Source organism: Streptococcus panodentis (assembly GCF_017884005.1).
In the GTDB taxonomy this organism is placed as follows: Bacteria; Bacillota; Bacilli; order Lactobacillales; family Streptococcaceae; genus Streptococcus; species Streptococcus panodentis.
This window is the reverse complement of sequence record NZ_QFAY01000024.1, coordinates 21,030-45,720: the sequence shown is the minus strand read 5'-3', so window position 1 is coordinate 45,720 and position 24,691 is coordinate 21,030. Positions and strand designations below refer to the sequence as shown.

The following is a 24,691-nucleotide window of genomic DNA, read 5'->3' as shown; positions in this document are numbered from 1 at the left end:
CAGCCATTGCTATAGTCTTACCCATCCTAGCGTTCGCAAGTCTAGGAGGATATATCATAAGTCAAAAAAGAAATCATCAGGAGAAGATAATCATATCTTCATCAAAAAAAGGCAACAAAGAAGCCATCAGGCAACAACAGCTTGCTTACCTCAAGAAACACGAGCAAGAAATCATCGATTTTGTAAAAGCCCAAAGTCCAAAGGTTGAATCAGTTCAGATTGATTGGGGGAGTATGCGTGTTGGGCAGTCAGGGAACGGAACACCACAGGGCGGAGGCTATAATTTAGCTATTTCTGGTAAGGTTAATAATTTAGATAATACAAAATTTTCGGTAGATTTTTACATAGAGCACCAAGACAGTATCCCAAATACTGGAGAAATGGGGATGTTTAATAAAATTTATATAATTGAAAATGGGGTCTGGAAGATATTTTCATAATATTATTGGGATTCAAATAAATTTATAGATTAGCTGAAAGTATTCGAATGAGGTGATATATGGTAAATTGGAATTTAAAAAGTTTTGATAATCTATATGTTTCATTAGCCGAGTCAGCTTACAGAGATAGACCCAAAAAGTTTCCATATGAACAATTAGATTTGGAAAGCTGAAAATACTTGATTCAGGGAAATCAATGTGACAGATACAGGTTTGTTAGCCATTCAAGAAAACAGCAGTAAAAAGGTTAAAAAGAAAAATTTTAACTTTCTTGGTGTTGTTAGAAGGATAAATTAGTAGCATAATATTAAAAGAGCAATACAAGGAGGCGCTATGGAGAAACAAACAAAAATCATAATTGCAACAATTGCATCAATAGTGGCGCTAGTAAGTATAGGAGGGTGCGCCATGACTCAAAAAGAAAGTAATAAACAAGATAAGAAAGTTGTTTCTTCAAAAAAGTTTATCAAAGATGACAAGGAAGCTATCAAACAAAAACAACTCACCTATCTCAAAGAACATGAGCAGGAAATAATCAATTTTGTGAAATCTCAAAGTCCAAAGGTTGAAACAGTTCAGATTGACTGGGGAAGTATGCGTGTTGGACAGTCAGGAAACGGGACACCACAGGGCGGCGGCTATAATTTAGCTATTTCTGGTAAGGTTAATAATTTAGATAATACAAAATTTTCGGTAGATTTTTACATAGAGCACCAAGACAGTATCCCAAATACTGGAGAAATGGGGATGCTTCATGATATATATATCAATGAAAATGGCGGTTGGAGAATATTTTCATAATATTTATTCATCTATCTCAGAAAGCTCCTACACATCTCGCCTGAATTTATTTCCTGAATTATATATTCAAAACAATTTACAGAAGTTGACTATTCAAAAAATAAAAAGACAAAGATGGCCCACTTACCCAAGATTGCAGCACTGATCTCCCCCGACCGCAGGAAGGTTTATCTTCAACCTGACAATGAAGGACTGCTTGAAAACCAAAAGACAGGCTACAATGCCTACTGTGTCACTAGTTAGGTATTTGAAGTTATTCAGGGGGACATTAGCCACAGGGTAAAAAATTGAGCTAATAACTTTCTTGATATTGTTAGACGAAAAAATTAGCGGTATAATATTAATAAAGCCATACAAGGAGACGTTATGAATAAACAAACGAAAATCATAATTGCAACAGTTGCATCAATAATAGCAGTAGTAAGTATAGGAGGATGTGCCATGATTCAAAAAGAAAGTAATAAACAAGATAAGGAAGTTACTTCTTCAAAAAAGGCTATCAAAGATGACGAGGAAATTATCAAGCAAAAACAGCTCGCTTATCTCAAAGATCATGAGCAAGAAATAATTGATTTTGTGAAGGCCCAGAGTCCAAAAGTCGAATCAGTTCAGATTGATTGGGATGGGGTTAGATGGAGTGAAGCGAGTAATGGTACTCCTCAAGGTGGGGGGGAAATGTTGCAAATTTATGGAGGCTTCAATAATGCTGACAGTTCAAGTTGGGGAATATTAATTCCAATAAATGATGATGGAACATTAAATATGGATGGGATGTTCCTTAGTAATCAATTAAGAATAAGAGGTGATCTTTTTGCCTAATTGGAATTTGAAAAATTTTAATAATATATATGCTTCATTAGCAGAATCAGCCTATAGGGATAGACCGAATGGATTTAGTTTTGAACAATTACTTCCTGAAGAACAAAAAATACTTAATTCTGGTAAGTCTTTAGTATTTGACTTCTCTAAAGATGCCAAAGATAAAAAAGGCCAAGTTACCCAAGGTGGTGGCACTGACCTCCCCAACCAAGGGAAGGTTTATCTTCAACCTGACAATGAAGGACTGCTTGAAGACAAAAAGACAGGCTACAATGCCTACTATGTCACTGATACAGATACGATTAACCAAAATACCAAACAGACCTATTTTGCCGTTCGTGGGAGCGATGGTTTCGGAATTGATATTGGTAAGGTACAAAAGGACCCAGTTGGGTACTTGAAAACTTATAATCCTAGCGATTTCAACTTCCAAGATTGGGTATACAATGATGCGGCCTTTGCTTTGACAGACGCGATTATTCCTCAAGCCAAGCATGCTACTGAAGGCATGAAGGCAAAAATAGCTGAACTAAACCAATATGCAGCACCAGATGCCAAGATGGATATAACGGCTCATTCGTTGGGGACGATGACTTCGATACAGGGAGTTGCAGGACTTAATGAGGAAGAGTTGAATAAGGTTGGCCATATTGTTCTTTTTGATGGTCCGGATCCTACTAAGAGTCTGGAAAAAGCAGGTTATGGCGATAAAATCCCACAATTAGATGCTAAAACAACTTATTATGTTAACCCTTTTGATCCTGTTAGTATGCTCAATCGTGAAAAGCCTTGGGATCAGCAGCTTGGTGATGTCAGAGTGGTAGTTCCCATTGAATATACAAATATGATGGATAAACACTCTTCCCATGACTTTGGCGCTTATCAGATAGATAGCAAGGGAAATATCTTGACTGTTTCTGAGGATTACCATCCTGAGTTATGGAAAGCTGGTCATAGACTTGCGGAATTAAACAAAAAGAGCATTGAAAATTTAAAAAAGTATATTCCGGAAAAAGCGATTGAAAAACTAGTAACCATGAGTCCGGAGGAGTTTAGCAGATTAGCAGGGCTGCTGCAAACGGGTTTAAAAGCGGAGGATCTGCTTCCTATTATAGCAGGTATAGAGAATATAAAAGAAAGATTGGGACTGAGTTGGGATGATTTTGCTGAAATTTCTAAAAATAAAGATAAACTCTCAAAAGTGTTTCAAGATTATCAAAAAGAGTATACGAAAATCATCAAGGATGCAAAGAAGGAGTCCTTGGAATGGAATCGAAAGAATCTTGACTTTAATAATCCCAATAATTTTCATGAAAGAATCAGGCGTGCAGGCAGTTACAACGAGCGCATTTTGCTGAGGACTCAGCTATTGTACATGGCTGTAGAATTGGCCGGCTCAGATATTGAACAAAAAATAGCTGAAGTAAAAACCACCTTGGCCGATGCTGAATCAAATCTTAAGGAATTTATCGAATCCAAGAGAAGTGCGATTCAGACTTTAGGGCACCTGCTGTCTGCTTCGGAGTTGGAGGATTTAATGTTGGAATTAACCTTTGAAAACTTGTGGGATTCTGGGATTTACGAATCAAATATTAATCATTTAAAAGAATTCGAAACCAAGATGACTGATTTTTCTCAAAGCATGATTCGGTGTGCACAGGCCCTTGAGGAAGTCGATGTTCAGGGCGCTGCAGATATTTTTGCAGCCTTCTCTTGATTCAGCCTAAATGCAAACGCTAGGAGTAAAGGACGATTATGGCCGAAAAAATAAATGAAAATCTAATAATACAACTATTAAAACATCAACAAAGAGCAGCTGTGAGAGCAGCAGTTACAGCCTCTGTAGCTGCTGCTAAGGCTAAGAGGGAGGCGCTTCAGCAGACGTTAAATAGCAAAGCGCAAGAACTTCAAGATTATGCAAAAAATACGTATAGCACAAATATTACGGATGGGCTGGAAGGGCAAGCAGCAGATGCAGCCAAAGACTATCTGTCGCAAATGCCAAAACCAGAGTTGACAAGCCCAATCAAAAGTTAGTCATAGGGAATAAAGATGAATGAAGAAATTTATAAACTAGATGAACAGTTTGATAAAAGCATGAGGGAGCTAAAGAAAAAAGAGGAATACCTAGAAGATAATTTGTCTTATATCCTTTATACGACGGAGCAGTTGAAAGATGAGGTTTACCAGATAGCAGATGGGGAATTGCCTGTAGAAGCCTATACAGATATTTTTCAAATGGATACCAATGCGGAACTGTTTCAAAAAGAGGTTCTGGAGCAAATCGATGATATCGATGAGAAACGTTCGAAACTTCGTTGGGATTATGAGGAGCATTTAGATGCGCTTTATAAGAAAAAAGCCAGAGAGCAAGATGACTAAGCAGGCATTGAAATTTTCTAGTTTAAGGGACGTAGGAAGCAGTTCCTAGCAGAAGTATATTTGCTGAGAATTGAGATGAAATCAGATGGAATGCTCATAAAAATGTCCCCCTGCTGCCAGCTGATGCTGTTTCACAAAAAAGCCCATTTGGTCTACACTGCAAGTAAAGAAAAAAGCAGAGGAAACCAAATGGGTATTTCTTTTATACAGCCAAACGCCGCTATCTTCAACTCAGCATGCTGCAGCTTGATCAAGTCTGCCCTGACATCGATCAAAGAATCGCTCCTGATGAGCTGGTCCACGTAAGAAGGTGAAAGAGTGCAAGTTTTCAGCTGTTTCTGTGTTGGCTTTGATGCTGTTCCAATCAGAAGCGGGTATCACATCTCATCGAACATGTTATCGTATGATTGGCAGTTTATTCGGGTTCACAGGATTTTCATCCTAATACAGAGTCCGATATTGAACATCCGCCGGCCAAATCTTTAGCAGGATTGCCATTGGAGCTGGAACGGGCTATTCGGACCTATCATTTAGGATACGTTGCCAACTGGCAGCAGGGGTAGCTATAGTTTCCGGCTATAGCTTTTTCTATTTAAAAGATTCTGATTTTTTTAATAAAAAGTGGTATAATAAAGGCGTTATATAGTCCCGATAAGGTGGTAGGAATTTCCTATCAGTGCTTTGTAACTCTATAACAATTTATTTAAGGGGGGACATTTCTATGTCAGAACGTAAACTTTTCACGTCTGAGTCTGTATCGGAGGGGCATCCGGATAAGATTGCAGATCAAATTTCAGATGCGATTCTGGATGCGATTTTAGAGCAGGATCCTGAGGCCCATGTGGCAGCTGAAACAGCTGTCTATACTGGGTCGGTCCATGTTTTTGGTGAAATTTCGACCAAGGCCTATGTGGACATCAACCGGGTGGTTCGCGATACCATTGCTGAGATTGGCTATACCGATACGGCCTATGGCTTTTCTGCTGAGACGGTCGGTGTCCATCCGTCGCTGGTAGAGCAGTCGCCGGATATTGCTCAGGGGGTCAATGAAGCGCTGGAAGTGCGCGGAAATGCAGACCAGGACCCGCTGGACTTGATTGGTGCAGGAGACCAGGGGCTTATGTTTGGCTTTGCCGTGGATGAAACGCCAGAGCTCATGCCGCTGCCCATCTCACTCAGCCATCAGCTGGTCCGCCGCTTGGCAGAATTGCGCAAATCAGGCGAAATCAGCTACCTGCGGCCTGATGCCAAGTCACAGGTGACTGTCGAGTACGATGAGCAGGATCAGCCGGTGCGCGTGGATACGGTGGTCATTTCCACCCAGCATGACCCAGAAGCGACCAATGAAGCGATTCACCGCGATGTGATTGACAAGGTCATCAAAGCCGTGATTCCGGCCCAATATCTGGATGAGCAGACCAAATTCTTTATCAATCCGACCGGCCGCTTTGTCATTGGGGGGCCGCAGGGGGATTCCGGTCTGACCGGCCGCAAGATTATCGTTGATACCTATGGCGGCTATGCCCGTCACGGCGGCGGTGCTTTCTCTGGCAAGGATGCGACCAAGGTTGACCGCTCGGCTTCCTATGCAGCCCGCTATATTGCCAAAAATATCGTAGCAGCCGGACTGGCCAAGAAAGCAGAAGTGCAGCTGGCCTATGCCATCGGTGTGGCGCAGCCGGTTTCGGTTCGCATTGATACCTTTGGGACAGGTGCTGTTTCAGAAAGCAAGCTGCAGGAAGCGGTTCGTCAGATTTTCGATTTGCGTCCGGCCGGCATTATCCAAATGCTGGATCTGAAACGGCCGATTTACCGCCAGACAGCGGCTTACGGCCATATGGGACGGACGGATATCGATCTGCCTTGGGAAAAAACGGACAAAGCAGCTGCTTTGAAAGCGGCCGTCCGATAGAACCGCTAGGTCTTGTAAATCGGACGATAGAAATATACAAAAAGGCTGGGCAAAAAGTCCGGTCTTTTGAGTTTATCGTTATTTCGTTTATCTTTTATTCCGTCGTTAGATCGCCTTGCTCCAACAGTCCGGAAGGACTGCTGGAGGCTGGGGATAAGGGCGGTGGGACAGAACTAAATTTTGAAAAAATTTAGTTCGTCGTCCCAGCCCCGCGAGGATGATTAGGAGCTTTTTGGAGTCTAAAAGATGAACAGTCTTGACACATCCTAACGGATGTTTCATCCGTAACCTCAAAGCAGTGCTTTGAGCAATCAGCTACCGCGTCAAAAGTTTTTTACCAAAACAAAGCGAGACTGAAGGACTTTTGTCTCAGCCTCGGCCCGAACCTAGAAATAGGATAGCGAGGTAGAAAGGTTGTGGATAAGTGAGGCTGGGACAGACTCCCATGATGGCTGTGTCCTCACCCACAGAGGGATGGATCTTTGGGAAGATACTGTATAAAAGAGTCCTTCAACCTCGCGGGGGTGGGAAGATGAACTCTGTTGACTTGTTTGGAGTTCTTTCCCGCCCCCCTCTTTTTTCTGTTTCAATCTTATTTCAATTTGCCCTCTCTGTCCTGATTTTTTCAAAAGTCTAGGAAATTTCGCAAATCTGTGATATAATAAATAGCAATACCTTGAAAGAGCTTAATATTCAACATGAAAAAAATTGTGATAAACGGCGGTCGCCCCTTAAAAGGAGAGGTGACTATTAATGGTGCCAAAAACAGTGTGGTGGCTTTGATTCCGGCTGTTATCCTGGCGGATGATATTGTGACGCTGGACGGCGTTCCGGCTATTTCGGATGTTGACAGCCTGATTGACATCATGGAGGCTATGGGAGCCAAAGTCAAGCGCAGTGAGGACAGCTTGGAAATTGATCCGCGCGGTCTGAAAAATATGCCCATGCCTTATGGAAAGATTAACAGTCTGCGGGCCTCTTACTATTTTTACGGCAGTCTTTTAGGCCGTTACGGCGAAGCGACAGTCGGCCTGCCCGGCGGCTGCGATTTAGGGCCGCGGCCTATCGATCTGCACCTCAAAGCTTTTGAGGCTATGGGGGCGCGGATGACCATGAGCGGCAATGCTATGCATCTGGCTACCGGCGGTCAGCCGCTTAAAGGAGCCAGTATTTACATGGATACGGTCAGCGTCGGTGCGACCATTAATACTATGCTGGCTGCTGTCAAGGCTAAGGGCCGTACGATTATTGAAAATGCAGCGCGGGAGCCAGAAATCATTGATGTGGCGACCCTCTTGAATAATATGGGAGCTCATATTCGGGGGGCTGGGACTGACATCATCACGATTGAAGGCGTTGAGCGCCTTCATGGGACCCGCCATCAGGTCATTCCTGATCGAATTGAGGCAGGGACCTATATTGCTCTGGCTGCCGCTATTGGCCATGGGATTCAGATCAGCAATGTGCTTTATGAGCACTTGGAAGGCTTCATTGCCAAGCTGGAGGAAATGGGAGTTCGGATGACTGTTTCTGAGGACAGTGTTTTTGTCGAGAAGCAGGAGAGTTTAAGAGCCATTCATATCAAAACCTCGCCTTATCCTGGTTTTGCAACTGACCTACAACAGCCGATTACGCCGCTTTTGCTGACGGCTGAGGGCCATGGAAAGATTATTGATACCATCTATGAAAAGCGGGTCAATCATGTGGCAGAATTGGCCAAGATGGCGGGCAGAATTGCCACCAAAGGGGACCAGATTGTCTATGAGGGCCCCAACCAGCTGCAGGGGGCATCTGTCAAGGCAACGGATCTGCGGGCCGGTGCAGCTCTCGTCATAGCAGGGCTCATGGCTGAAGGCAGGACCGAAATCACCAACGTGGAGTTTATCCTGCGCGGCTATTCCAATATTATTGAAAAATTGACGAGTCTGGGTGCGGATATCCAGCTCATCGAAGAATAAGCGGGTCTCGCTTATTTTTTGTAGAGGTAGCAGATGAATTTGTGGACACAGTTAGCAGCCTTTTCCTTTACAGAGACTGCCCATGCTTTTTTGCGGCCGGTCCTCTTTGAGGATGCGGCAGCCCTTTATAAAATTGCCTCCAATCCTGACAATACCCAGTTTATCTTTCCGACCGAGGCCAGTCTGCAGGAGAGTCAGTATGTAATTGCCAATTATTTTATGAAAAATCCCTTGGGGATTTGGGCTATCTGTGATAAGGAAAGTCAGGAAATGATTGGCTCTGTTAAGTTTGAAAAAATAGACGAGATAAAAAAAGAGGCAGAATTGGGCTATTTTCTGCGGCAGGATTATTGGGGACAGGGCCTGATGACAGAAGTTGTCCGAGAGATGGTTTTCCTGTCTTTTACCCAGTTTGATCTGAAGCGCTTAGCGATTATCACCCATGTGGAAAATCTGGCCAGTCAGAAAGTTGCCCAAAAGGCTGGCTTTAGGCTTTACCGCCAATTCAAGGGAAGCGACCGCTACACGCGAAAGATGCGGGATTACATGGAATATCGCTATGAGAGAGGAGATTTCAATGAGTAAGCATCAGGAAATTTTAGCCTATCTTGAAAATCTGCCTATTGGCAAGAGGGTCAGCGTCCGCAGCATTTCCAATTATCTGGGTGTCAGTGACGGCACGGCCTATCGGGCTATTAAGGAAGCGGAGAATCGCGGGATTGTTGAAACGCGGCCCCGCAGCGGCACGGTCCGGGTCAAGTCCAAGAAAGTGGTTTTGGAGCATCTGACCTATAAGGAAATTGTGGAGATTACCGGCTCGGAAGTGCTGGCCGGTGAGGCTGGTCTGAACAAAGAGTTCAACAAATTTTCTATCGGGGCTATGACCGAGCAGAATATCCTGCGCTATCTGACGGAGGGCGGGCTCCTGATTGTCGGAGATCGGACCCGGATTCAGATTTTGGCCTTGGAAAATGAAAATGCTGTGCTGGTGACCGGCGGTTTTGAGGTCAGTCCGGATGTTCTCAGGCTGGCCAACCGTCTCAATATCCCGGTACTCAGGACCAAGCATGACACCTATACGGTAGCAACCATGATCAACCGGGCCCTGTCCAACATGCAGATCAAGACGGATATACTGACGGTAGAGCAGGTCTACCGCTCTGCTCATGAATACGGCTTTCTGCACGATACAGATACCGTCCGCGATTATTTGGATCTGGTCCGCCGCAATCGGGCCAGCCGTTTTCCCGTCATCAATCAGCACCAGATGCTGGTCGGTGTTGTTACTATGCGGGATGCAGGTGATAAGTCGCCTCTGACAACCTTGGACAAGGTCATGACCCGCAAGGTCTTTATGACCGGCCTGTCAGCCAATATTGCCAATATCAGCCAGCGCATGATTGCAGAAGATTTCGAGATGATTCCGGTCGTGCGCGGTAATCAGACACTTCTGGGGGTCATTACCCGGCGGGATATTATGGAAAAAATGAGCCGGTCGCAGATTTCCAGTCTGCCGACCTTCAGCGAGCAGGTCGCTCAGAAGCTGCAGCGGCAGGATGATTTGTTTTCTTTCACCGTGGAGCCCTTTATGCTGGAGCAAAATGGAGTCCTGGCCAACGGCGTTCTGACAGAAATCCTGACCCGTATCACGCAGCAGCTCATGGTCAACAGCGGCCGCAGCCTGATTATTGATCAGATGATGATCTATTTCTTTCAGGCTGTTCAGATTGATGATCTGCTGCACATTCAGCCCCGCATTATCCGGCAGACCAGACGGACAGCCATTGTTGACTACGAAATGTATCTGGATGCCGTGCTGATTGCCAAAGCAACAATTACAGTGAAAATTAATTAAGAAGAGGAAAGAAAAGAAAGAATGATTACCTTAAAATCACAGCGTGAAATTGACTTGATGGACAAAAGCGGAGATTTTTTAGCTTCCATCCATATCGGTCTCAGAGATTTGATTCGGCCGGGGCTGGATATGTGGGAAATTGAGGAATATGTCCGCAGACGCTGCAAGGAAGACAATGCTCTGCCCCTGCAGATCGGAGTAGAAGGCTCTGTCATGGACTATCCCTATGCGACTTGCTGCTCGCTCAATGACGAAGTCGCTCATGCTTTTCCCCGCCACCAAAAGCTGGAGGAAGGCGATCTGATCAAGGTAGATATGGTAGTCGGTCTGGTGGACAAGGCCGAGCTGGATGTCTCCAAGCTGGATTTTGATAATGTGAAGCTCATGAAGCAGTATACTGAGAATTTCCGCGGCGGGGTGGCGGACTCTTGCTGGGCCTATGCAGTGGGGCAGGTCAGCCCTCAAGCTCAGCAGCTGATGGATGTGACCAAGGAATGCCTCTACCGCGGGATTGAAGCAGCCAAGGTCGGCAATCGCATCGGTGACATCGGCGCAGCTATTCAGGAATACGCTGAAAGCCATGGCTACGGCGTTGTGCGCGATTTGGTCGGCCATGGAGTCGGTCCGACCATGCACGAGGAGCCCATGGTGCCCCACTACGGCCGGGCCGGCCGCGGTCTGCGTCTGCGTGAAGGCATGGTCTTGACCATTGAGCCTATGATTTCGACCGGAACCTGGGAAATCGATACCGATTTTGAGACTGGCTGGGCCCATAAGACTCTTGACGGCGGACTTTCCTGCCAGTATGAGCACCAGTTTGTCATTAGCAAAGACGGCCCTGTGATTTTGACCAGTCAGGGAGAAGAAGGGACTTATTAGAAAGACAAAGGCTGGACTGACTCCAGCTTTTTTATAGGAGGCTGATATGAAAAGCTTTTTCAAGACCATAAGGGAACATCCATTTTTAAGGACCTTTTTCCGTTTTTACAAGTCGGCTGAGACGGATATGACCAGCATTGCGGTGGCCTATTATTTCCTGATATCGGCTTTTCCGCTCTTACTGATTGTGGCCAACATCCTGCCTTATTTCCAGATTCAGCCGGATGAGCTGCTGGCTGTCCTCAAGGACCTGCTGCCGGATTCGCTCTACAGCACAGTTGCTAAGATTGTCCAAGATGTGCTCACCAAGCCTTCCACCGGTCTGCTGAGCATTTCAATCCTGTCTGCTCTTTGGACCTTTTCCCAGAGCATCGCCTTTCTGCAAAAGGCTTTTAATAAATGCTATGGAGTCCGTCAGGGGAGGGGGATGATTTGGAGCCGGATATTTGGCTTTATCATGAGTCTGGGACTGCAGCTCCTGCTGGGTCTGTCGCTGGCTCTGACCATGTTTGGCCGCATGCTGGTGGGCTTTCTCTACAGCATGTGGCGCTTTGATCAAGGACTTTATCAGCAGCTGCTGACCATGACGGAGCCAACGGTTTACCTCATGCTCTTCCTGTCTTTGGTGCTGCTCTATTATTCCCTGCCCAATGTCAAAATTCCCAAGATTCGCTATGTCCTGCCGGGCGCAGCCTTTGTCCTTATTGTCATTTACAGTCTGATGAATCTTTTCAGTGCTTATGTAGAAGCCTATCTGAATCGCTTTTTGGATGCCCGCTTTGTCGGATCGGTCGTGCTGATTATTATTATGTTTTGGTTTATCCTCATTGCCAAAATTCTGATTGTCGGGGCTGTCCTTAATGCTAGTATCCAAAGCCTTTATGTAGACCAATTCCAAAGCCGCAGCGGAGAGCTCATCGAGCGCTTCAGGGAAGAAGAGGAGAAGATGGAGGGAGAGATGGAATCCGAAACCAAGTGTCTAAGCAGAAGAGAGAGGGGATAAAATGAAAAAAATAACCAAAGGAAAAATTATAGCACTTGCGGCTATCCTGCTTCTGGGATTTATAGGCTATCAGATCTGGGACCGATGGCAAAAGGCTCAGTTTCAGGAAAACTACGGCCAATATACTTACTATGCGCCCGAGTATCGTCTGAATTATGCCTTTTTTGAAGGGGAGAAAGCTATATTTTATAATTGGGAACTTGTCGAATCGGAAGAAGAGCAACAAATGGCCAAAGTTGAGTCGGAAGTTGGGAAATTTGATAATATAAGAACTTTTGAGTATGGCTATTTTATAAACACATACATGAAATTGAAAAACAGTCCAAAGCAATACAGCTTAGATGGATTTAACCGGAATGTACCGGAAAAGGGGGAATATTGGAAGTTAGCTGTTTATAAGCCAGAGGGAGAAAGATTAGAAAGAAAAGAATTTGATATCTTTAAGATGGTGCGTTCCTTTGATGGGAATCTCGTGCCTTCTGAAGTTGATTCAATCGGCATAAGAAAAAATGCGACTGACGAAAAGAGATATATTAGAATTATCCTCCACCCCAAACATGCTGAAAAAGATGAAGACTATAAGATTTACTTTATTGATTTGGATGAGGGGAAGATTGTGCCAGCTAGTGAGGTGAAGCTGGATAAGTCGTATCTTCAAAGTAATTTTGTTTCTGATACGAGCTTTCACGATAATCTTGAGAAACAAGACGTCGGTGTGTCTATGACAGGTGTCGACCTATATGATACTTACCCTCGAAAGAATCTTAAGAAGGCCGTTCTTGCCCAAGACTATCCAGAATTGTATAAGATTATGCAAAAGTCTGATTCTCATGTAGCTTTCTTAAAGGAAGATGTCGATATTGAGTGGGTTCAGAAGGTTGCCGAACTCTTCTTCCCTCCCGGCACCAATGTCTTTGAAAATGTGACCATTCCTGCCAAATACTCGGTAGACGGTCAAGAACATGTCGTTAATTCCGCAGAAGAGCTGCAACAATACTATAAGGAAAGGGAAAGCTAGTCAAATATATTTTTGTTAGATTAAGACAGTCACCAACTGGAAAGAGGCTTCTCCTCTTTTTCTTTTTTGGGTTATTTTATTGCATTTTCAATAAAAATATGCTATACTCGTTTCAAATAAAAACCAAAGGAGGGCTTATGTCAGTATTGCGTGAGATTGGAATCATCGCCCGGGCCTTGGATTCGATTGCCAATATTGAATTTCGCGACATAGATTTGGCGCGGGGCCAGTATCTGTATCTGGTGCGCATTGCGGAGCATCCGGGCATTATCCAGGAAGAGCTGTCCGAGCTGCTCAAGGTGGATCGCTCGACGGTGGCCCGCTCAGTCAGGAAGCTGGAGGCCAAGGGCCTGCTGGAGCAGCGGCCGGCTGCCCACAGCCGCAAAAACAAGGAGTGGTTTGTGACAGATAAAGGAGCAGCGCTGTATCCCCTCATTCTGGCAGAAAATAACTATTCTGAGCAGACAGCTCTGCAGGGATTTTCGGGCAGTGAGGCTGAGCAGCTGGAAGAGATGCTGGTTCGGATCCGCGAGAATATCACGGGCGACTGGGATTGGGTTAAAAAAGGACTGAAAAGAAAGTATTGAGGTTACACCATGAAAATTACAGTTGAAAATGAATTTTGGGAGCTTTTCCCGCAGGCACAGATTAGCATCATGGCTGTCAAGGGATTGGACAATCGTGTAGATGAGAGCAAGGATCCTTATTTCAAGTCGCTTTTGGATAAGGGAGCAAAGCGGGCGGAAGACTTTATTCCCGATGAGAACTTCACCCAGAATGAGGTTATTCAGGACTGGCGGCAGGCCTTCAGCCAATTCAAGACCAAGAAAGGAGCCCGTTCTTCTATCGAAGCCCTGCTCAAGCGGGTCAGTCAGGGACGGGAATTTAACCCCATCAATCCGCTGGTCGATATTTACAACAGCGTTTCTCTTTCCTATGCGCTGCCCTGCGGCGGCGAAGATCTGGACAAGATTGAGGGCGGTCTTCATCTGGGAAAGGCAAAAGGAGGAGAGCCATTCTTTCCGCTGGGAGCTGAGAGCGACGCGCCGGCTCTGCCAGAGGAAATCATTTACTATGATGATGAGGGAGCGGTCTGCCGCTGTCTCAACTGGCGGGAAGCCCAGCGGACCATGCTGACGGAAGAGACCCAAGATGCTGTTTTGGTCATTGAGGCCATTAATGGTGAGCAGGCAGCGCGTGCCCAGGCAGCCATGAAGGAACTGCAAAGTCTGGTGCAGGAATACTTTGCTATCAAGGGGGAGATTACCCATCTGACGGCGGAAAGTCCAAGTGCAGACATTTAAGGATCAAAAAACTGGATCAGAATTATCTGGTCCAGTTTTATTTATTAGGGCAAAGCAGCTTCAATCTATACCTCACTATATTTCTCTGCTTGGTAAGAAACTGCAGCTCATGCATTGAATGTGAATCATTATAGCCATGCTTTTTATAAAAAGACGGAGCTTGAAACTGATAAGTGTCCACAAATGAATATTTACACTTTCTTAATCTGGCTTCCTTTTCTGCCAAATTAAAAATTTTTGAGCCGATGCCTTGCCTTCGCAACCCCTCTTGCACATATAAATATTCTATTTCCAGCCAATTTCCGAAAGTTTCGGCTGCCATACCGGCAATGAGATTTCCTTCCTCATCTTCTAAATAGATGTCCAGGGCCTGACTGTCTGAGGGCTCTCTTTTGTTTCTAAGCTCAGGCTGAAAAGGTTCCCCAAACCTTTTCACTCCCAGCCCGCGAGGCTCTCACAGTCCGGGTGGACTGGGAGAGGTTGGGGATAAAACAAACGCAGTTTGTGTCAAAACAGTCCGGGTGGACTGGGAGAGGTTGGGGATAAAATAAACGCAGTTTGTGTCAAAACAGTCCGGGGGGGACTATGAGAGGTTGGGGATAAGGAAAACAGAGTTTTCCTCAATGTAGGAACTTTTTGGAGTCTAAAAGACGAACAGTCTTGACACATCCTAACCTCAAAACCTCCACTGGAGCTTTTGAGCAATCAGCTACCGCGTCAAGAGTTTTTTACCAAAACAAAGCGAGGCTGAAGGACTTTTATACAGTATCTTCCCAAAGATACATCCCTCTGCGGGTGAGGGCGCAGCCATCATGGGAGTCTGTCTCAGCCTCTGTCCCACCGCCAGTTTCTTATTTTTTATTTTCAAAGATAAAGAGTTTGCTGAAGATATAGTTGAGGACGATAATCAGCACTTGGGAGAAGAGGGATTCGATTGAATTGATCAGGCTGCGGTTGTTGCCGACAAACTGTCCGATGATATTTGGATAGATGTCCACCAGCACTTGTGCAAGGACAATGTCCAGCAAAAGTGTACCCGAGCGAGCCAAGGCAAATTTAATCAGACGCTTTTGCCAGCCCTTGCGTTCCTGCTTAAATACAACGGTGTCATTGGTGACAAAGGCAAAGAGAACGGCTGTGACATTGGCCGTAATCGTAGAGAATGTCGTATGGCCGCTGAGGGCGAAGATGGCCAGACGTGTGGACATGTAAACGAGGGTCGCTGCTGCACCGAAAAAGAGATAAGACAGGACCTCGTTGTCAAAGAAGCGTTTGATTAATTTTTTCATAAGATTAGTCTATCATATTTTACAGTTTTATGCTATACTTGAAATGCTGTGTAATTTGAATTCATGCAGCCCTTGACGCTTAGCTTCTTTCGTCAAGCATAGTAGAAGCGGTTTGGCCGCTAAAGGAGAATCTCTTATGCAAAAATTAACTGCACGCGATATGGCTCAGATTGCTGTTGTCGCGGCTGTCTATGTTGTCTTAACGGTCACACCGCCTTTCAATGTGATTAGTTTTGGAGCTGTTCAGTTTCGCATTGCTGAAATGCTGAACTTCACTGCTTTTTACAATAAGAAATATATCATCGGCGTAACGCTGGGCTGTGTGATTGCCAATTTCTTCAGTCCCATGCTGATTGATGTGCTGGTCGGCGGCGGCTCTACCCTGGTATTTCTGACTCTGGGAGTCGTTCTTTTTGGCAAATTCAAGGACCGCTTTATCTTAGGCGGCCTGATGCGTCTGGATCATTTTTACTTTTCCCTTTTCTTTTCCCTCAGTATGGTGACCATTGCTGCGGAACTGCATTTCCTGATGGGTGCGCCCTTTTTCTTTACTTGGCTGACAACAGCAGCGGGAGAGCTGGCTTCCCTCTTGATTGGAGCTCTGCTGATAAACAGACTGGCTGCTTATATTGATTTGACACAATAATCTCTTTCAACAACTGTGCGCTGTCATGGTTGTTTCTTCATTTTTGGGCATAAAAACGGGAAGATTTTGCCTACTTGTGATAAAATAGAAGTATGAAAAAGAGAATGTCAGAATTAGTAGAGTTGCTGAACCGTTACGCCCATGAATACTATACAGCGGATAATCCCAGCGTATCAGACAGCGAATATGATCAGCTCTATCGTGAGCTGGCGGAGTTAGAGAAAAAGTACCCAACTGATATCCTGCCCGACAGTCCGACACACCGGGTGGGTGGAAAGATTCTAGAAGGATTTGAGAAATATCAACACCAGTATCCTCTCTTTAGTTTGCAGGATGCTTTTTCACGTGAAGAATTAGTGGCTTTTGACCAGCGGGTGAGAAAGGAATTTCCTCAGATTTCCTATCTCTGTGAGCTAAAAATAGACGGACTGTCTATTTCTCTGGTGTATGAAAATGGCGTGCTGACAGCCGGGGCGACCCGGGGCGATGGTTCGGTCGGGGAAAACATTACCGAAAACCTCAAGCGGGTCAAGGATATTCCCCTGACTCTGAAAGAGCCGCTCAATCTGACAGTGCGCGGGGAGTGCTACATGCCCAAGGCTTCCTTTGATGCGGTCAATCAGCTGCGGCAGGAGAAGGGCGAGCCTGAGTTTGCCAACCCCCGCAATGCGGCAGCCGGGACACTGCGCCAGCTGGATACGGCGGTTGTAGCCAAGCGCAATCTGGCCACCTTCCTTTATCAAGAAGCCAGTCCGACTCAGGAGAGCAGTCAGGAAGCTGTCCTGCAAAAGCTCTCTTCCTATGGCTTTTCAGTCAATGACAGTTATGTTCTGGCGGCTTCTATCAATGAGGTCTGGGACTTTATTGAGCGGATTGCTCAGGAGCGAAACAGCCTGCCTTATGAGATTGACGGCATTGTCATCAAGGTCAATGATCTGGCCGTCCAAGAAGAGCTGGGCTTCACGGTCAAGGCGCCTAAATGGGCGATTGCCTATAAATTTCCGGCCGAGGAAAAGGAGGCCCAGCTGCTGTCAGTTGACTGGACTGTGGGGCGGACCGGGGTCGTGACGCCGACCGCTAATCTGACACCGGTCCAGCTGGCCGGCACCACTGTCAGCCGGGCGACGCTGCACAATGTGGACTACATCGCTGAGAAAGATATTCGCCAAGGCGACACGGTCATTGTCTACAAGGCAGGGGATATCATTCCGGCGGTCCTGCGCGTGGTGGAGGACAAGCGGGTATCGGAGGAGCCCTTGCAAATCCCGACAGCCTGTCCTAGCTGTGACAGTCCGCTGCTGCACTTTGAGGACGAAGTAGCTCTGCGCTGCATCAACCCGCTCTGTCCGGCCCAGATCAAGGAAGGACTCATCCACTTTGCCAGCCGTGACGCCATGAATATCACAGGGCTTGGTCCGGCAGTGGTAGAAAAGCTCTTTCAGCAGGATTTGGTCCGGGATGTAGCCGGTATTTACCGGCTGACCGCAGAAAATTTACTGCAGCTGGAAAATTTTAAGGAAAAATCAGCAAATAAATTGTATACTGCTATTCAAGCTTCCAAGGCGAACTCGGCTGAACGCCTCTTGTTTGGACTGGGAATCCGCCATGTGGGAAGCAAGGCTAGTAGGATTTTGCTGGAAACATTCCATGATATGATGACATTGTCTCAGGCAAGTCAGGAAGAGATTGCCGCTATTGACAGTCTCGGCACGGTGATTGCCCAAAGCCTGCATACTTATTTCGAGCAGGAAGGCTCCCAAATCCTTCTGGCCGAACTCAAGGAGGCAGGTGTCAACCTGGACTATCTGGGTGAAAAGGTTGCTGCTGATGCGGCCTTATCTGGTATGACAGTTGTCCTTACTGGCAAACTACAAAGACTAACACGGACTCAAGCCAAGGAAAAATTACAGAAATTGGGCGCCAATGTCTCAGGCAGCGTCTCTAAAAAGACAGACTTGGTAGTGGCCGGTGCAGATGCCGGCAGCAAACTGACCAAGGCTCAGGAACTGGGAATTGACATCCGCGGTGAGGACTGGCTTGACCGCTTATGAGGCTGAATATGAAGGATAAGACAAAACGAGCGCGACTGATTTACAACCCAACTTCCGGACAGGAAATTATCAAGAGAAATATTGCAGAGGTGCTGGATGTTTTAGAAGATGTCGGCTATGAAACCAGTGCCTATCAGACAACTCCGGAGCCCCTGTCTGCTCAGAAAGAAGCAGAACGGGCGGCCAGAGCTGGCTTTGATTTGATTATTGCCGCAGGCGGCGACGGGACCATCAATGAAGTGGTCAACGGAGTGGCCGGGCTGGAAAGCAGACCCAAGCTGGCTTTTATTCCGACCGGCACCACCAATGACTATGCTCGGGCACTGAAGATTCCGATGGGCGATCCTGTGGCCGCAGCCCGCATTATCGAAAAGAATCAGACGATCAAGATGGACATCGGCCGGGCCTACGGCAGCAAATACTTTATCAACATTGCAGCGGCTGGGACCCTGACGGAGCTGACCTACAGTGTTCCCAGCGAGGTCAAGTCCCGTCTGGGCTACTTTGCCTATGTCGCTGAGGGAGCCAAGATTCTGCCCCGCTCCAAATTCCGCAAGGTCCGCATTGAGCATGACCACGGTGTTTTTGAAGGGAAAATTTCACTGATGTTTGCTGCGCTGACCAATTCGATTGCCGGCTTTGAGCAGCTGGCGCCTGATGCCAAGCTGGATGATGGCAATTTCACCCTGATTTTGGTCAAAACGGCCAACCTCTTTGATATGCTAGGCCTGATGATGCAGGCCATTAACGGCGGCCAGCATGTAGGGGATGTCAATGTCGAGTATCTGAAAACCAGCAGACTGAAACTGGAAATTTTGGATAAAAAAGAGCCTTTCATGCTGAATCTGGATGGCGAATACGGCGGTGATACACCGGTCGAATTGGAAGTGCTGGGCAACCACTTGGAATTTTTTGCGAATATTGATGAAATAAATGAAAACGCTCTTTCCATAGAGTAACTAGAGAAGAGATTGATGAAAATGTTAGACTATAAGGTCTTAGTCCATTACCACAATCCAAAAGGAGATTATTTCTCCTATGATATGTGGCAGTGGCAGATGAATAAATGGGGCCAGGAGTCCTCCTTTTCAAAATTGGATTATTTCGGTATTCAGGGCGAGCTGTCCTTCCAGACTTGGGACCCCTTGGACCATGCCCATGTCATTATCAAACGATCGGACTGGTCCAGTCAGTCCTGCGACTACCGTATTGACCTGCTGCCCCCTCACTTAAGGACAGAGGTCTGGCTGATTGAAGGGGACCATCAGGTTTATTATTCCCTGCAGGCTGCAACGACGAGTCACCAGTATTCACGCCGGCGGCCTCATAACTTTGATATGGCTCTGAGGCCGGACTATTTTGACGAATGCTGGGGCTATCAGGGCTGGCTGGGACACCGTCAGACGGGGGAAAGCCACACCTTCAAGCTCTGGGCACCGACGGCTAAAAAAGTAGAATTGGTAATCTACCAGTCTGCCGGCAATGAAGCACCGGTCTATCAGACTTTTCCTATGGAAAAAGGGACCGTTTACTCTCAGAATCATGCTGATAATACCATCGGCGTCTGGACAGCGGAGCTGACAGAGGACTTAGCTGGGAAGGCCTATCAGTATCATGTCAGCTTTGAGTACAGGAACTTTTACAGCCGCGATCCTTATACCATAGCCACCAGTCCTGACGGCAAGCGTTCGGCTATTCTGACAGCAGAGGAGAGGCAGGTGCCGGGCTTTCATGTCCGTCAGGGCAGAGAAGCTGTCTGGCGTTTGGACAATCCCAATCAGGCCGTTATCTACGAGATGCATATTCGGGATTTCAGCAAGTCGGAGAGCTCAGGGGTTGCCGGCCGCCTGAGCGGGACCTTTCTGGGAGCCTGCCAGACCGGCACTGAAAATCATCTGGGTCAGCCTACAGGGTTTGACTATGTCCGAAAGCTGGGCGTCAATGTCGTTCAGCTGCAGCCAATCTCCGATCGGCACAAGGACTATGACCAGACAGGACAGGTCACCTACAACTGGGGCTACGACCCGCAGAATTACAATGCTCCGGAAACCAGCTTTTCCAGCAATCCTGCTGACCCAGCGCAGGCCATCCGTGATTTGAAAACGATGATTCAGGCCTACCATGATGCGGGGATCTCTGTGACACTGGATGTGGTTTACAATCATATCTATTCCACCTATGATTCGGCCTTTCAGGCGACTGTGCCGGATTATTACTATCGTATGAATGCCAACGGCTCTTTCCAAAATGGAACGGGAGTTGGCAGCGAAACGGCCAGTGAGCATGAGATGTTCCGTAAGTTCATGATTGACTCTCTGCTCTATTGGGTCAGGGAGTTCAATATCGATGGCTTCCGCTTTGATCTGATGGGCATTCATGATGTAGAAACGATGAATGCAATCCGTCAGGCGATGGATGAGGTGGATCCGCGTATCCTGCTCTATGGCGAAGGCTGGGATATGGGCACCGGACTGATGCCGGAAGACAAGGCTAAGAAAGACAATGCCTACCAGATGCCGCGGATCGCTTTTTTCAATGATACTGAGCGCGATGCTGTCAAGGGAGCAGAGGTCTATGGCGGCCTGAAAGCCGGTTTTGTCAGCGGTCAGGCTACGGAGGATATTGTGGCCAAGTCCATTCTGGGCAGCAGTGAGCTGGGCTCCTATCTGCTGCCGCAGCAGGTGCTCAACTATGTAGAAGCCCATGACAATTTCAACCTGCATGACCTGCTGGCGGATCTGCATCCGGATGATGATGAGCTGACCCGCACCAAACGGATTGAGCTGGCGACAGCTATGAACCTGCTCATGCAGGGCATGGCATTTATGGAGCTGGGGCAGGAGTTCTCCCGCAGCAAGCTGCTGGGGACCGGAGCAGAAGGCCAGATTCTGGCCAGCGACCGCGAAAGAGCTATGAACAGCTACAATGCGCCGGATGCGGTCAATCAGGTCAACTGGGACCTTATCAGCCAGCACCAGGACAGCATTGACTATATTAAAGACATCATTCATTTAAAAAAGACAGCGAAAGAATTTTCCTATCAGACCTATGAAGATATTTATAAGCATGTCTTTGTCAAATCAGCAGAGCAGGGCAGCGGCCTAATTATCTTTGAGATCAAGGATGAGCAGCATTATGAAATCATCTTTAATGCCAGCGGCCTGCCGTACTACCTAGCTAATGATGCTGACCGCCTGCGCTTAGTGGCCGGCAACAGCCGCCATAAGAAACCTTTCTATGTGGAAAATCTGACGGCAACTGTCTTTCAAGTCCTAGATGCAGAAAAAACGTAAGAATACCTGTTATTCTTACGTTGAGACTGAAGACAAAGTTATCCAAAGTCTTTCCTTAAGTGAGTGCGGACGGTAGCGACTTCCTTCGGAATTCCATACCTAAGATTTGAGCCTAAAGTCTCAAATCTTCCGAGCGCCTGAAACTAAAGAGTTTCAGGCGCTTTTCTCACAGCAGAAAGACTTGGTTGATCTTTGTTTTAATTATAGCAATGAGCTTTTTCTTAATTCTTTGTAAGAATTTATAAAATTTTTACAAAGAAAATGGAATTTGTCTACGTTCTGAGAGGCTGAGACAAAAGTCTTTCAGTCTCGCTTTGTTTTGGTAAAAAACTTTTGGCGCGGTAGCTGATTGGACTTTTTGTTCGTCTTTTAGACTCCAAAAAGCTCCTAATCATCCTCGCGGGGCTGGGACGACGAACTAAATTTTTAAAAATTTAGTTCTGTCCCACCGCCTTTTTCATTAGGATGGAGCAGCCACTGAGCTGGAGGAGGAAGAGCTGGAAGAGGCTTCCGCGCTGCCTTCTTCGTCGCTGCTGCTGGTCTGGAACTGCTCTGGATGGAGGGCGCGATAGCTTGGCGAGTTAAAGAGATCAACGGTTGATACTCCGCCCCGCTTAGAGTAAAGGCTGGTCGATTGGTCGCCCTTTTCCTTTTCAATGGCCAAGAGAGCCTTCATCGAATTGAGATAAGAGTAATCATCCGGATTGACCTTGCCCAAGTCATTGCCTTTATAGAAACGGATTAGATCGCCGGTTTGAATAGAGTCGCTGATATTGAGCTGGGTATTGGCCGCCGTCCGGATTTCTTCCAGTTCTTTCTTAATCGTTTCGTCCGGATTGGTGATTTCTTCGCCAGTCTGAGTGTAGTAGGTCCGGCCATTAAAGCTGGTGTACTTAGGGGTGACAAAGTTATTGCTGGAGCGAAAGGCAACGATTTGCTGGTGCTGCGGTGACAGCAAATCCTGACCGACCTGGAGATAGTTTTTGGAAGAGATACCTAGCAGGTGCTCCAGCGTCGGCAGCATGTCGATTTGGCCGCCATAAGTATCAATAATCTTTCCCTTGTCCATGCCCGGCACCACGACCATATAAGGGACGCGCTGCATCATGGCATTGTCATAGCTGGACCAAGTTTCCGAATTTTTGCCCAAAAGGGGAGCCAAATCCGGATTGCGGGACTGGGAAATCCCGAAGTGGTCGCCGTAAAGGACGATCACGGAGTTGTCATAAAGGCCGGATTCTTTTAGATAGTCAAAGAAAGACTTGATCGAAGCATCCAGATAATTGGCTGTCGCAAAATAGCCATTGATGGTTTCGTCCTTGGTATCAGCCAGCGGAAAGCCAATCTCATCGCCAATCAGGCTGGTGGTGTAAGGATAGTGGTTGGAGACGGTGATATACTTAGCATAGAAAGGCTGCTGCAGATGCTCTAAGTATTTGATGGAGTCTTTCAGCATGACCTTGTCATTCAGGCCGTATTGGAAGGAGTTGGTATCATCCTGCTTGGTGAAGTAGGAGGCGTCAAAGAAGTAGTTGTAGCCCCACTGCTTGTAGGCTGTGTTGCGGTTCCAGAAGCTGCCGGTATTTCCATGGAAAACAGCAGAAGTATAGTCGCCGTTTTTAGACAGGATGAAAGGGGCTGCCTGCTGGGTATTGGTTCCGCCGTAGTTGACCATAAAGGAGCCTTGGTTGAGACCGAAGAGGCCTGTTTCCAGCATGGTTTCCGCATCGGAGGTTTTCCCAGCCTTGACCTGATTAAAGATATTGGAGAAGGCCAGGGTTGAGTTGGAATGATAGAGAGAGTTGAGGAAAGGCGTTACTTCGTATTCTTTCCCGTCTTTCTGCAGCTTATAGTCGATCAGGAACTGCTGGAAGCTTTCCAGATGGAGATAAATCACATTGCGGCCTTTGGCAATGCCGTAATAGTCATTGTTTGGCTCGGCATAATGCGATTGGATATACTGAGTGACGGGTTCCAAATCTTTTTCTGAGGCCTTGGAGCGCTCTTTGTTGGCACTGTAGGTCTGATTGGCACTGTAGCCCAGAAAGGCCGGCAGGCCCAGAGCCCGGACGATATAGTAGTTGGAGAAGCCGCGGGTCAGCAGCTCAGGCCGGTCCACCTCTGCCAAAAAGAGATTGGCTGAAAAGAGCATGGCAGACAGCGAGGTGATGGCAAAGCCGGCACGCTTATTGAAGGGACGCGGATCAGTGCGGAGGTATTTCTTAAAGAATAAAAATCCTAAAATCGGGAAATCAAGGATATAGATAATATCCCAAGGCCGGAAGAGTTCCAGAGCGGCTTCGCCCAGACCTGCAGAAACACTGCTGGAAGCCAGCATGGTGTTGACCGTGACAAAATCACTGAATTCCCGATAGTAGATAGAGTTTGAAATCAGCCAGATACAAAGGAGACTGTAAATCCCCAGAGCAAAGAAATAGAATAATTTTGTTCTCTTCAGATAGAGAGCCAGCCCAATCAAGAGCAGAGCGATAGGGAAGGGATTGATAATTGCCAGAAATACTTGGTAAGCACTTTGAATGTCTAAATTAAAATCAATGGTATAGGCCCACATGGTTTTCAACCAGTAAAGGAGCAGTAAAACCAAGACAAAACCGAGTCTTGTACTCATGAAATTGAGCAAAATCTTGCTTGTTTTTTTCACAGAAAGGTACTTCCTTGTCTTATTTCCTAAAAATTTTCTTCTCTTAAGTATATCATAAAAAGACGGCGCAAGGAAAATTTGACCTCCTTTTGACGGAGGAAAAAATTTGCAGTAGTTAAATATTTAAGTTTTTTGATGGTGAAGGTTTTCTTAGGGAGATTGTGTGACAATCATTTTGCCACAGACATTAGTGAAACAGTATCGAATAGAGCTGGCCTGAAACTTGAAAAACAGCGGGAAAATAATCTAAAAAGCACTCAAAAACTATTTACAAAAAACATGGAAAAACATATAATAAAAACAAGTTGATATATCATAAAGTGGTTTTACAAAGTTTTATTACTAGTTATTAGTATGGTGTGAAAGTTTTTTTGGAAGC

Annotated in this window: 23 protein-coding genes and 1 riboswitch; of the genes, 20 read left to right on the top strand and 3 right to left on the bottom strand. The window is 46.3% G+C overall.

Annotated elements, in window-relative coordinates; all coding sequences use genetic code 11:
* Window positions 1–5: 5 nt before the first annotated feature.
* The 16 genes from DHL47_RS10575 (at window position 6) to DHL47_RS10500 (ending at window position 14,371) form a co-directional block, all read left to right on the top strand.
* Window positions 6–440 carry a hypothetical protein gene (locus tag DHL47_RS10575; RefSeq protein WP_338060119.1) on the top strand — a complete coding sequence of 145 codons (435 nt, stop codon included), beginning with the start codon at window positions 6–8 and terminating at the stop codon, window positions 438–440.
* Between the two features lie 333 nt (window positions 441–773).
* Window positions 774–1,241 (top strand): hypothetical protein, encoded by a 468-nt coding sequence (locus tag DHL47_RS10570; RefSeq protein ID WP_209551853.1) that lies wholly within the window; start codon window positions 774–776, stop codon window positions 1,239–1,241.
* Between the two features lie 366 nt (window positions 1,242–1,607).
* A complete protein-coding gene (locus DHL47_RS10565) occupies window positions 1,608–2,060 on the top strand; it encodes a hypothetical protein (protein ID WP_209551852.1) in 453 nt (150 codons plus the stop codon).
* Window positions 2,044–3,777, top strand: coding sequence for a hypothetical protein (locus DHL47_RS10560; protein WP_338060118.1), 1,734 nt, complete (start codon window positions 2,044–2,046; stop codon window positions 3,775–3,777). The genes DHL47_RS10565 and DHL47_RS10560 overlap by 17 nt, the downstream gene beginning before the upstream one ends.
* 38 nt (window positions 3,778–3,815) lie before the next feature.
* The gene (locus DHL47_RS10555) at window positions 3,816–4,097 is read left to right on the top strand and encodes a hypothetical protein (RefSeq protein ID WP_128836117.1); all 282 of its coding nucleotides are present in this window, start codon (window positions 3,816–3,818) and stop codon (window positions 4,095–4,097) included.
* A 15-nt stretch (window positions 4,098–4,112) separates the two neighbouring features.
* Window positions 4,113–4,442, top strand: a complete 330-nt coding sequence (locus DHL47_RS10550; RefSeq protein ID WP_209551850.1) for a hypothetical protein — start codon at window positions 4,113–4,115, stop codon at window positions 4,440–4,442.
* A 407-nt stretch (window positions 4,443–4,849) separates the two neighbouring features.
* Window positions 4,850–5,005: a hypothetical protein gene (locus DHL47_RS10545; RefSeq protein ID WP_209551849.1), complete on the top strand. Its 156-nt coding sequence runs from the start codon at window positions 4,850–4,852 to the stop codon at window positions 5,003–5,005.
* A gap of 158 nt (window positions 5,006–5,163) precedes the next feature.
* Window positions 5,164–6,354, top strand: a complete 1,191-nt coding sequence (gene metK, locus DHL47_RS10540) for a methionine adenosyltransferase (protein ID WP_209551848.1) — start codon at window positions 5,164–5,166, stop codon at window positions 6,352–6,354.
* A gap of 698 nt (window positions 6,355–7,052) precedes the next feature.
* Window positions 7,053–8,312 (top strand): UDP-N-acetylglucosamine 1-carboxyvinyltransferase, encoded by a 1,260-nt coding sequence (locus tag DHL47_RS10535; protein WP_128836123.1) that lies wholly within the window; start codon window positions 7,053–7,055, stop codon window positions 8,310–8,312.
* A 33-nt stretch (window positions 8,313–8,345) separates the two neighbouring features.
* On the top strand, window positions 8,346–8,897 hold the full coding sequence (locus tag DHL47_RS10530; protein WP_128836125.1) for a GNAT family N-acetyltransferase: 552 nt from the start codon (window positions 8,346–8,348) through the stop codon (window positions 8,895–8,897).
* On the top strand, window positions 8,890–10,167 hold the full coding sequence (spxR, locus tag DHL47_RS10525) for a CBS-HotDog domain-containing transcription factor SpxR (protein ID WP_209551847.1): 1,278 nt from the start codon (window positions 8,890–8,892) through the stop codon (window positions 10,165–10,167). The genes DHL47_RS10530 and spxR overlap by 8 nt, the downstream gene beginning before the upstream one ends.
* 21 nt (window positions 10,168–10,188) lie before the next feature.
* Complete coding sequence (locus tag DHL47_RS10520) at window positions 10,189–11,046, top strand: methionyl aminopeptidase (protein WP_209551846.1); 858 nt, start codon at window positions 10,189–10,191, stop codon at window positions 11,044–11,046.
* Between the two features lie 46 nt (window positions 11,047–11,092).
* On the top strand, window positions 11,093–12,049 hold the full coding sequence (locus tag DHL47_RS10515) for a YihY/virulence factor BrkB family protein (protein WP_209551845.1): 957 nt from the start codon (window positions 11,093–11,095) through the stop codon (window positions 12,047–12,049).
* Between the two features lies 1 nt (window position 12,050).
* A complete protein-coding gene (locus DHL47_RS10510) occupies window positions 12,051–13,067 on the top strand; it encodes a hypothetical protein (RefSeq protein ID WP_209551844.1) in 1,017 nt (338 codons plus the stop codon).
* 137 nt (window positions 13,068–13,204) lie between these two features.
* The gene (locus DHL47_RS10505) at window positions 13,205–13,654 is read left to right on the top strand and encodes a MarR family winged helix-turn-helix transcriptional regulator (protein ID WP_209551843.1); all 450 of its coding nucleotides are present in this window, start codon (window positions 13,205–13,207) and stop codon (window positions 13,652–13,654) included.
* Window positions 13,655–13,663: 9 nt separating this feature from the next.
* On the top strand, window positions 13,664–14,371 hold the full coding sequence (locus tag DHL47_RS10500) for a B3/B4 domain-containing protein (protein WP_128836135.1): 708 nt from the start codon (window positions 13,664–13,666) through the stop codon (window positions 14,369–14,371).
* A 37-nt stretch (window positions 14,372–14,408) separates the two neighbouring features.
* Here DHL47_RS10500 and DHL47_RS10495 read toward each other — a convergent pair whose 3' ends face one another.
* Both DHL47_RS10495 and DHL47_RS10490 read right to left on the bottom strand, forming a co-directional pair.
* On the bottom strand, window positions 14,409–14,813 hold the full coding sequence (locus tag DHL47_RS10495) for a GNAT family N-acetyltransferase (protein ID WP_209551855.1): 405 nt from the start codon (window positions 14,811–14,813) through the stop codon (window positions 14,409–14,411).
* A 409-nt stretch (window positions 14,814–15,222) separates the two neighbouring features.
* Entirely contained in the window at window positions 15,223–15,660 is a 438-nt protein-coding gene (locus DHL47_RS10490; protein ID WP_128836137.1) for a GtrA family protein, read from the bottom strand.
* A gap of 28 nt (window positions 15,661–15,688) precedes the next feature.
* Window positions 15,689–15,799: riboswitch (PreQ1 riboswitch) on the top strand.
* Between DHL47_RS10490 and DHL47_RS10485 the strand changes: the two genes are divergently transcribed.
* The 4 genes from DHL47_RS10485 to pulA all read left to right on the top strand — a co-directional run bounded on the left by DHL47_RS10485 (window position 15,797) and on the right by pulA (window position 21,650).
* Window positions 15,797–16,306, top strand: coding sequence for a QueT transporter family protein (locus tag DHL47_RS10485; protein ID WP_128836139.1), 510 nt, complete (start codon window positions 15,797–15,799; stop codon window positions 16,304–16,306). It overlaps the preceding riboswitch by 3 nt.
* Before the next feature lie 92 nt (window positions 16,307–16,398).
* Window positions 16,399–18,357 (top strand): NAD-dependent DNA ligase LigA, encoded by a 1,959-nt coding sequence (gene ligA, locus DHL47_RS10480; protein WP_209551842.1) that lies wholly within the window; start codon window positions 16,399–16,401, stop codon window positions 18,355–18,357.
* An 8-nt stretch (window positions 18,358–18,365) separates the two neighbouring features.
* Window positions 18,366–19,316, top strand: a complete 951-nt coding sequence (locus DHL47_RS10475) for a diacylglycerol kinase family lipid kinase (protein WP_128836141.1) — start codon at window positions 18,366–18,368, stop codon at window positions 19,314–19,316.
* A 21-nt stretch (window positions 19,317–19,337) separates the two neighbouring features.
* Complete coding sequence (gene pulA, locus DHL47_RS10470; protein ID WP_209551854.1) at window positions 19,338–21,650, top strand: type I pullulanase; 2,313 nt, start codon at window positions 19,338–19,340, stop codon at window positions 21,648–21,650.
* Window positions 21,651–22,110: 460 nt separating this feature from the next.
* On the opposite strand, the gene DHL47_RS10465 is transcribed toward pulA, so the two are convergent.
* The gene (locus DHL47_RS10465; RefSeq protein WP_209551841.1) at window positions 22,111–24,312 is read right to left on the bottom strand and encodes an LTA synthase family protein; all 2,202 of its coding nucleotides are present in this window, start codon (window positions 24,310–24,312) and stop codon (window positions 22,111–22,113) included.
* Window positions 24,313–24,691 lie beyond the last annotated feature (379 nt).

What these genes read in the sequence shown, in the direction of transcription:
- DHL47_RS10570 (WP_209551853.1), top strand. Translation starts at nt 774, where the DNA reads ATGGAGAAACAAACAAAAATCATAATTGCAACAATTGCATCAATAGTG.
- DHL47_RS10565 (WP_209551852.1), top strand. Translation starts at nt 1,608, where the DNA reads ATGAATAAACAAACGAAAATCATAATTGCAACAGTTGCATCAATAATA.
- DHL47_RS10555 (WP_128836117.1), top strand. Translation starts at nt 3,816, where the DNA reads ATGGCCGAAAAAATAAATGAAAATCTAATAATACAACTATTAAAACAT.
- DHL47_RS10550 (WP_209551850.1), top strand. Translation starts at nt 4,113, where the DNA reads ATGAATGAAGAAATTTATAAACTAGATGAACAGTTTGATAAAAGCATG.
- metK (WP_209551848.1), top strand. Translation starts at nt 5,164, where the DNA reads ATGTCAGAACGTAAACTTTTCACGTCTGAGTCTGTATCGGAGGGGCAT.
- DHL47_RS10535 (WP_128836123.1), top strand. Translation starts at nt 7,053, where the DNA reads ATGAAAAAAATTGTGATAAACGGCGGTCGCCCCTTAAAAGGAGAGGTG.
- DHL47_RS10530 (WP_128836125.1), top strand. Translation starts at nt 8,346, where the DNA reads ATGAATTTGTGGACACAGTTAGCAGCCTTTTCCTTTACAGAGACTGCC.
- spxR (WP_209551847.1), top strand. Translation starts at nt 8,890, where the DNA reads ATGAGTAAGCATCAGGAAATTTTAGCCTATCTTGAAAATCTGCCTATT.
- DHL47_RS10520 (WP_209551846.1), top strand. Translation starts at nt 10,189, where the DNA reads ATGATTACCTTAAAATCACAGCGTGAAATTGACTTGATGGACAAAAGC.
- DHL47_RS10515 (WP_209551845.1), top strand. Translation starts at nt 11,093, where the DNA reads ATGAAAAGCTTTTTCAAGACCATAAGGGAACATCCATTTTTAAGGACC.
- DHL47_RS10510 (WP_209551844.1), top strand. Translation starts at nt 12,051, where the DNA reads ATGAAAAAAATAACCAAAGGAAAAATTATAGCACTTGCGGCTATCCTG.
- DHL47_RS10505 (WP_209551843.1), top strand. Translation starts at nt 13,205, where the DNA reads ATGTCAGTATTGCGTGAGATTGGAATCATCGCCCGGGCCTTGGATTCG.
- DHL47_RS10500 (WP_128836135.1), top strand. Translation starts at nt 13,664, where the DNA reads ATGAAAATTACAGTTGAAAATGAATTTTGGGAGCTTTTCCCGCAGGCA.
- DHL47_RS10490 (WP_128836137.1), bottom strand. Translation starts at nt 15,660, where the DNA reads ATGAAAAAATTAATCAAACGCTTCTTTGACAACGAGGTCCTGTCTTAT.
- DHL47_RS10485 (WP_128836139.1), top strand. Translation starts at nt 15,797, where the DNA reads ATGCAAAAATTAACTGCACGCGATATGGCTCAGATTGCTGTTGTCGCG.
- ligA (WP_209551842.1), top strand. Translation starts at nt 16,399, where the DNA reads ATGAAAAAGAGAATGTCAGAATTAGTAGAGTTGCTGAACCGTTACGCC.
- DHL47_RS10475 (WP_128836141.1), top strand. Translation starts at nt 18,366, where the DNA reads ATGAAGGATAAGACAAAACGAGCGCGACTGATTTACAACCCAACTTCC.
- pulA (WP_209551854.1), top strand. Translation starts at nt 19,338, where the DNA reads ATGTTAGACTATAAGGTCTTAGTCCATTACCACAATCCAAAAGGAGAT.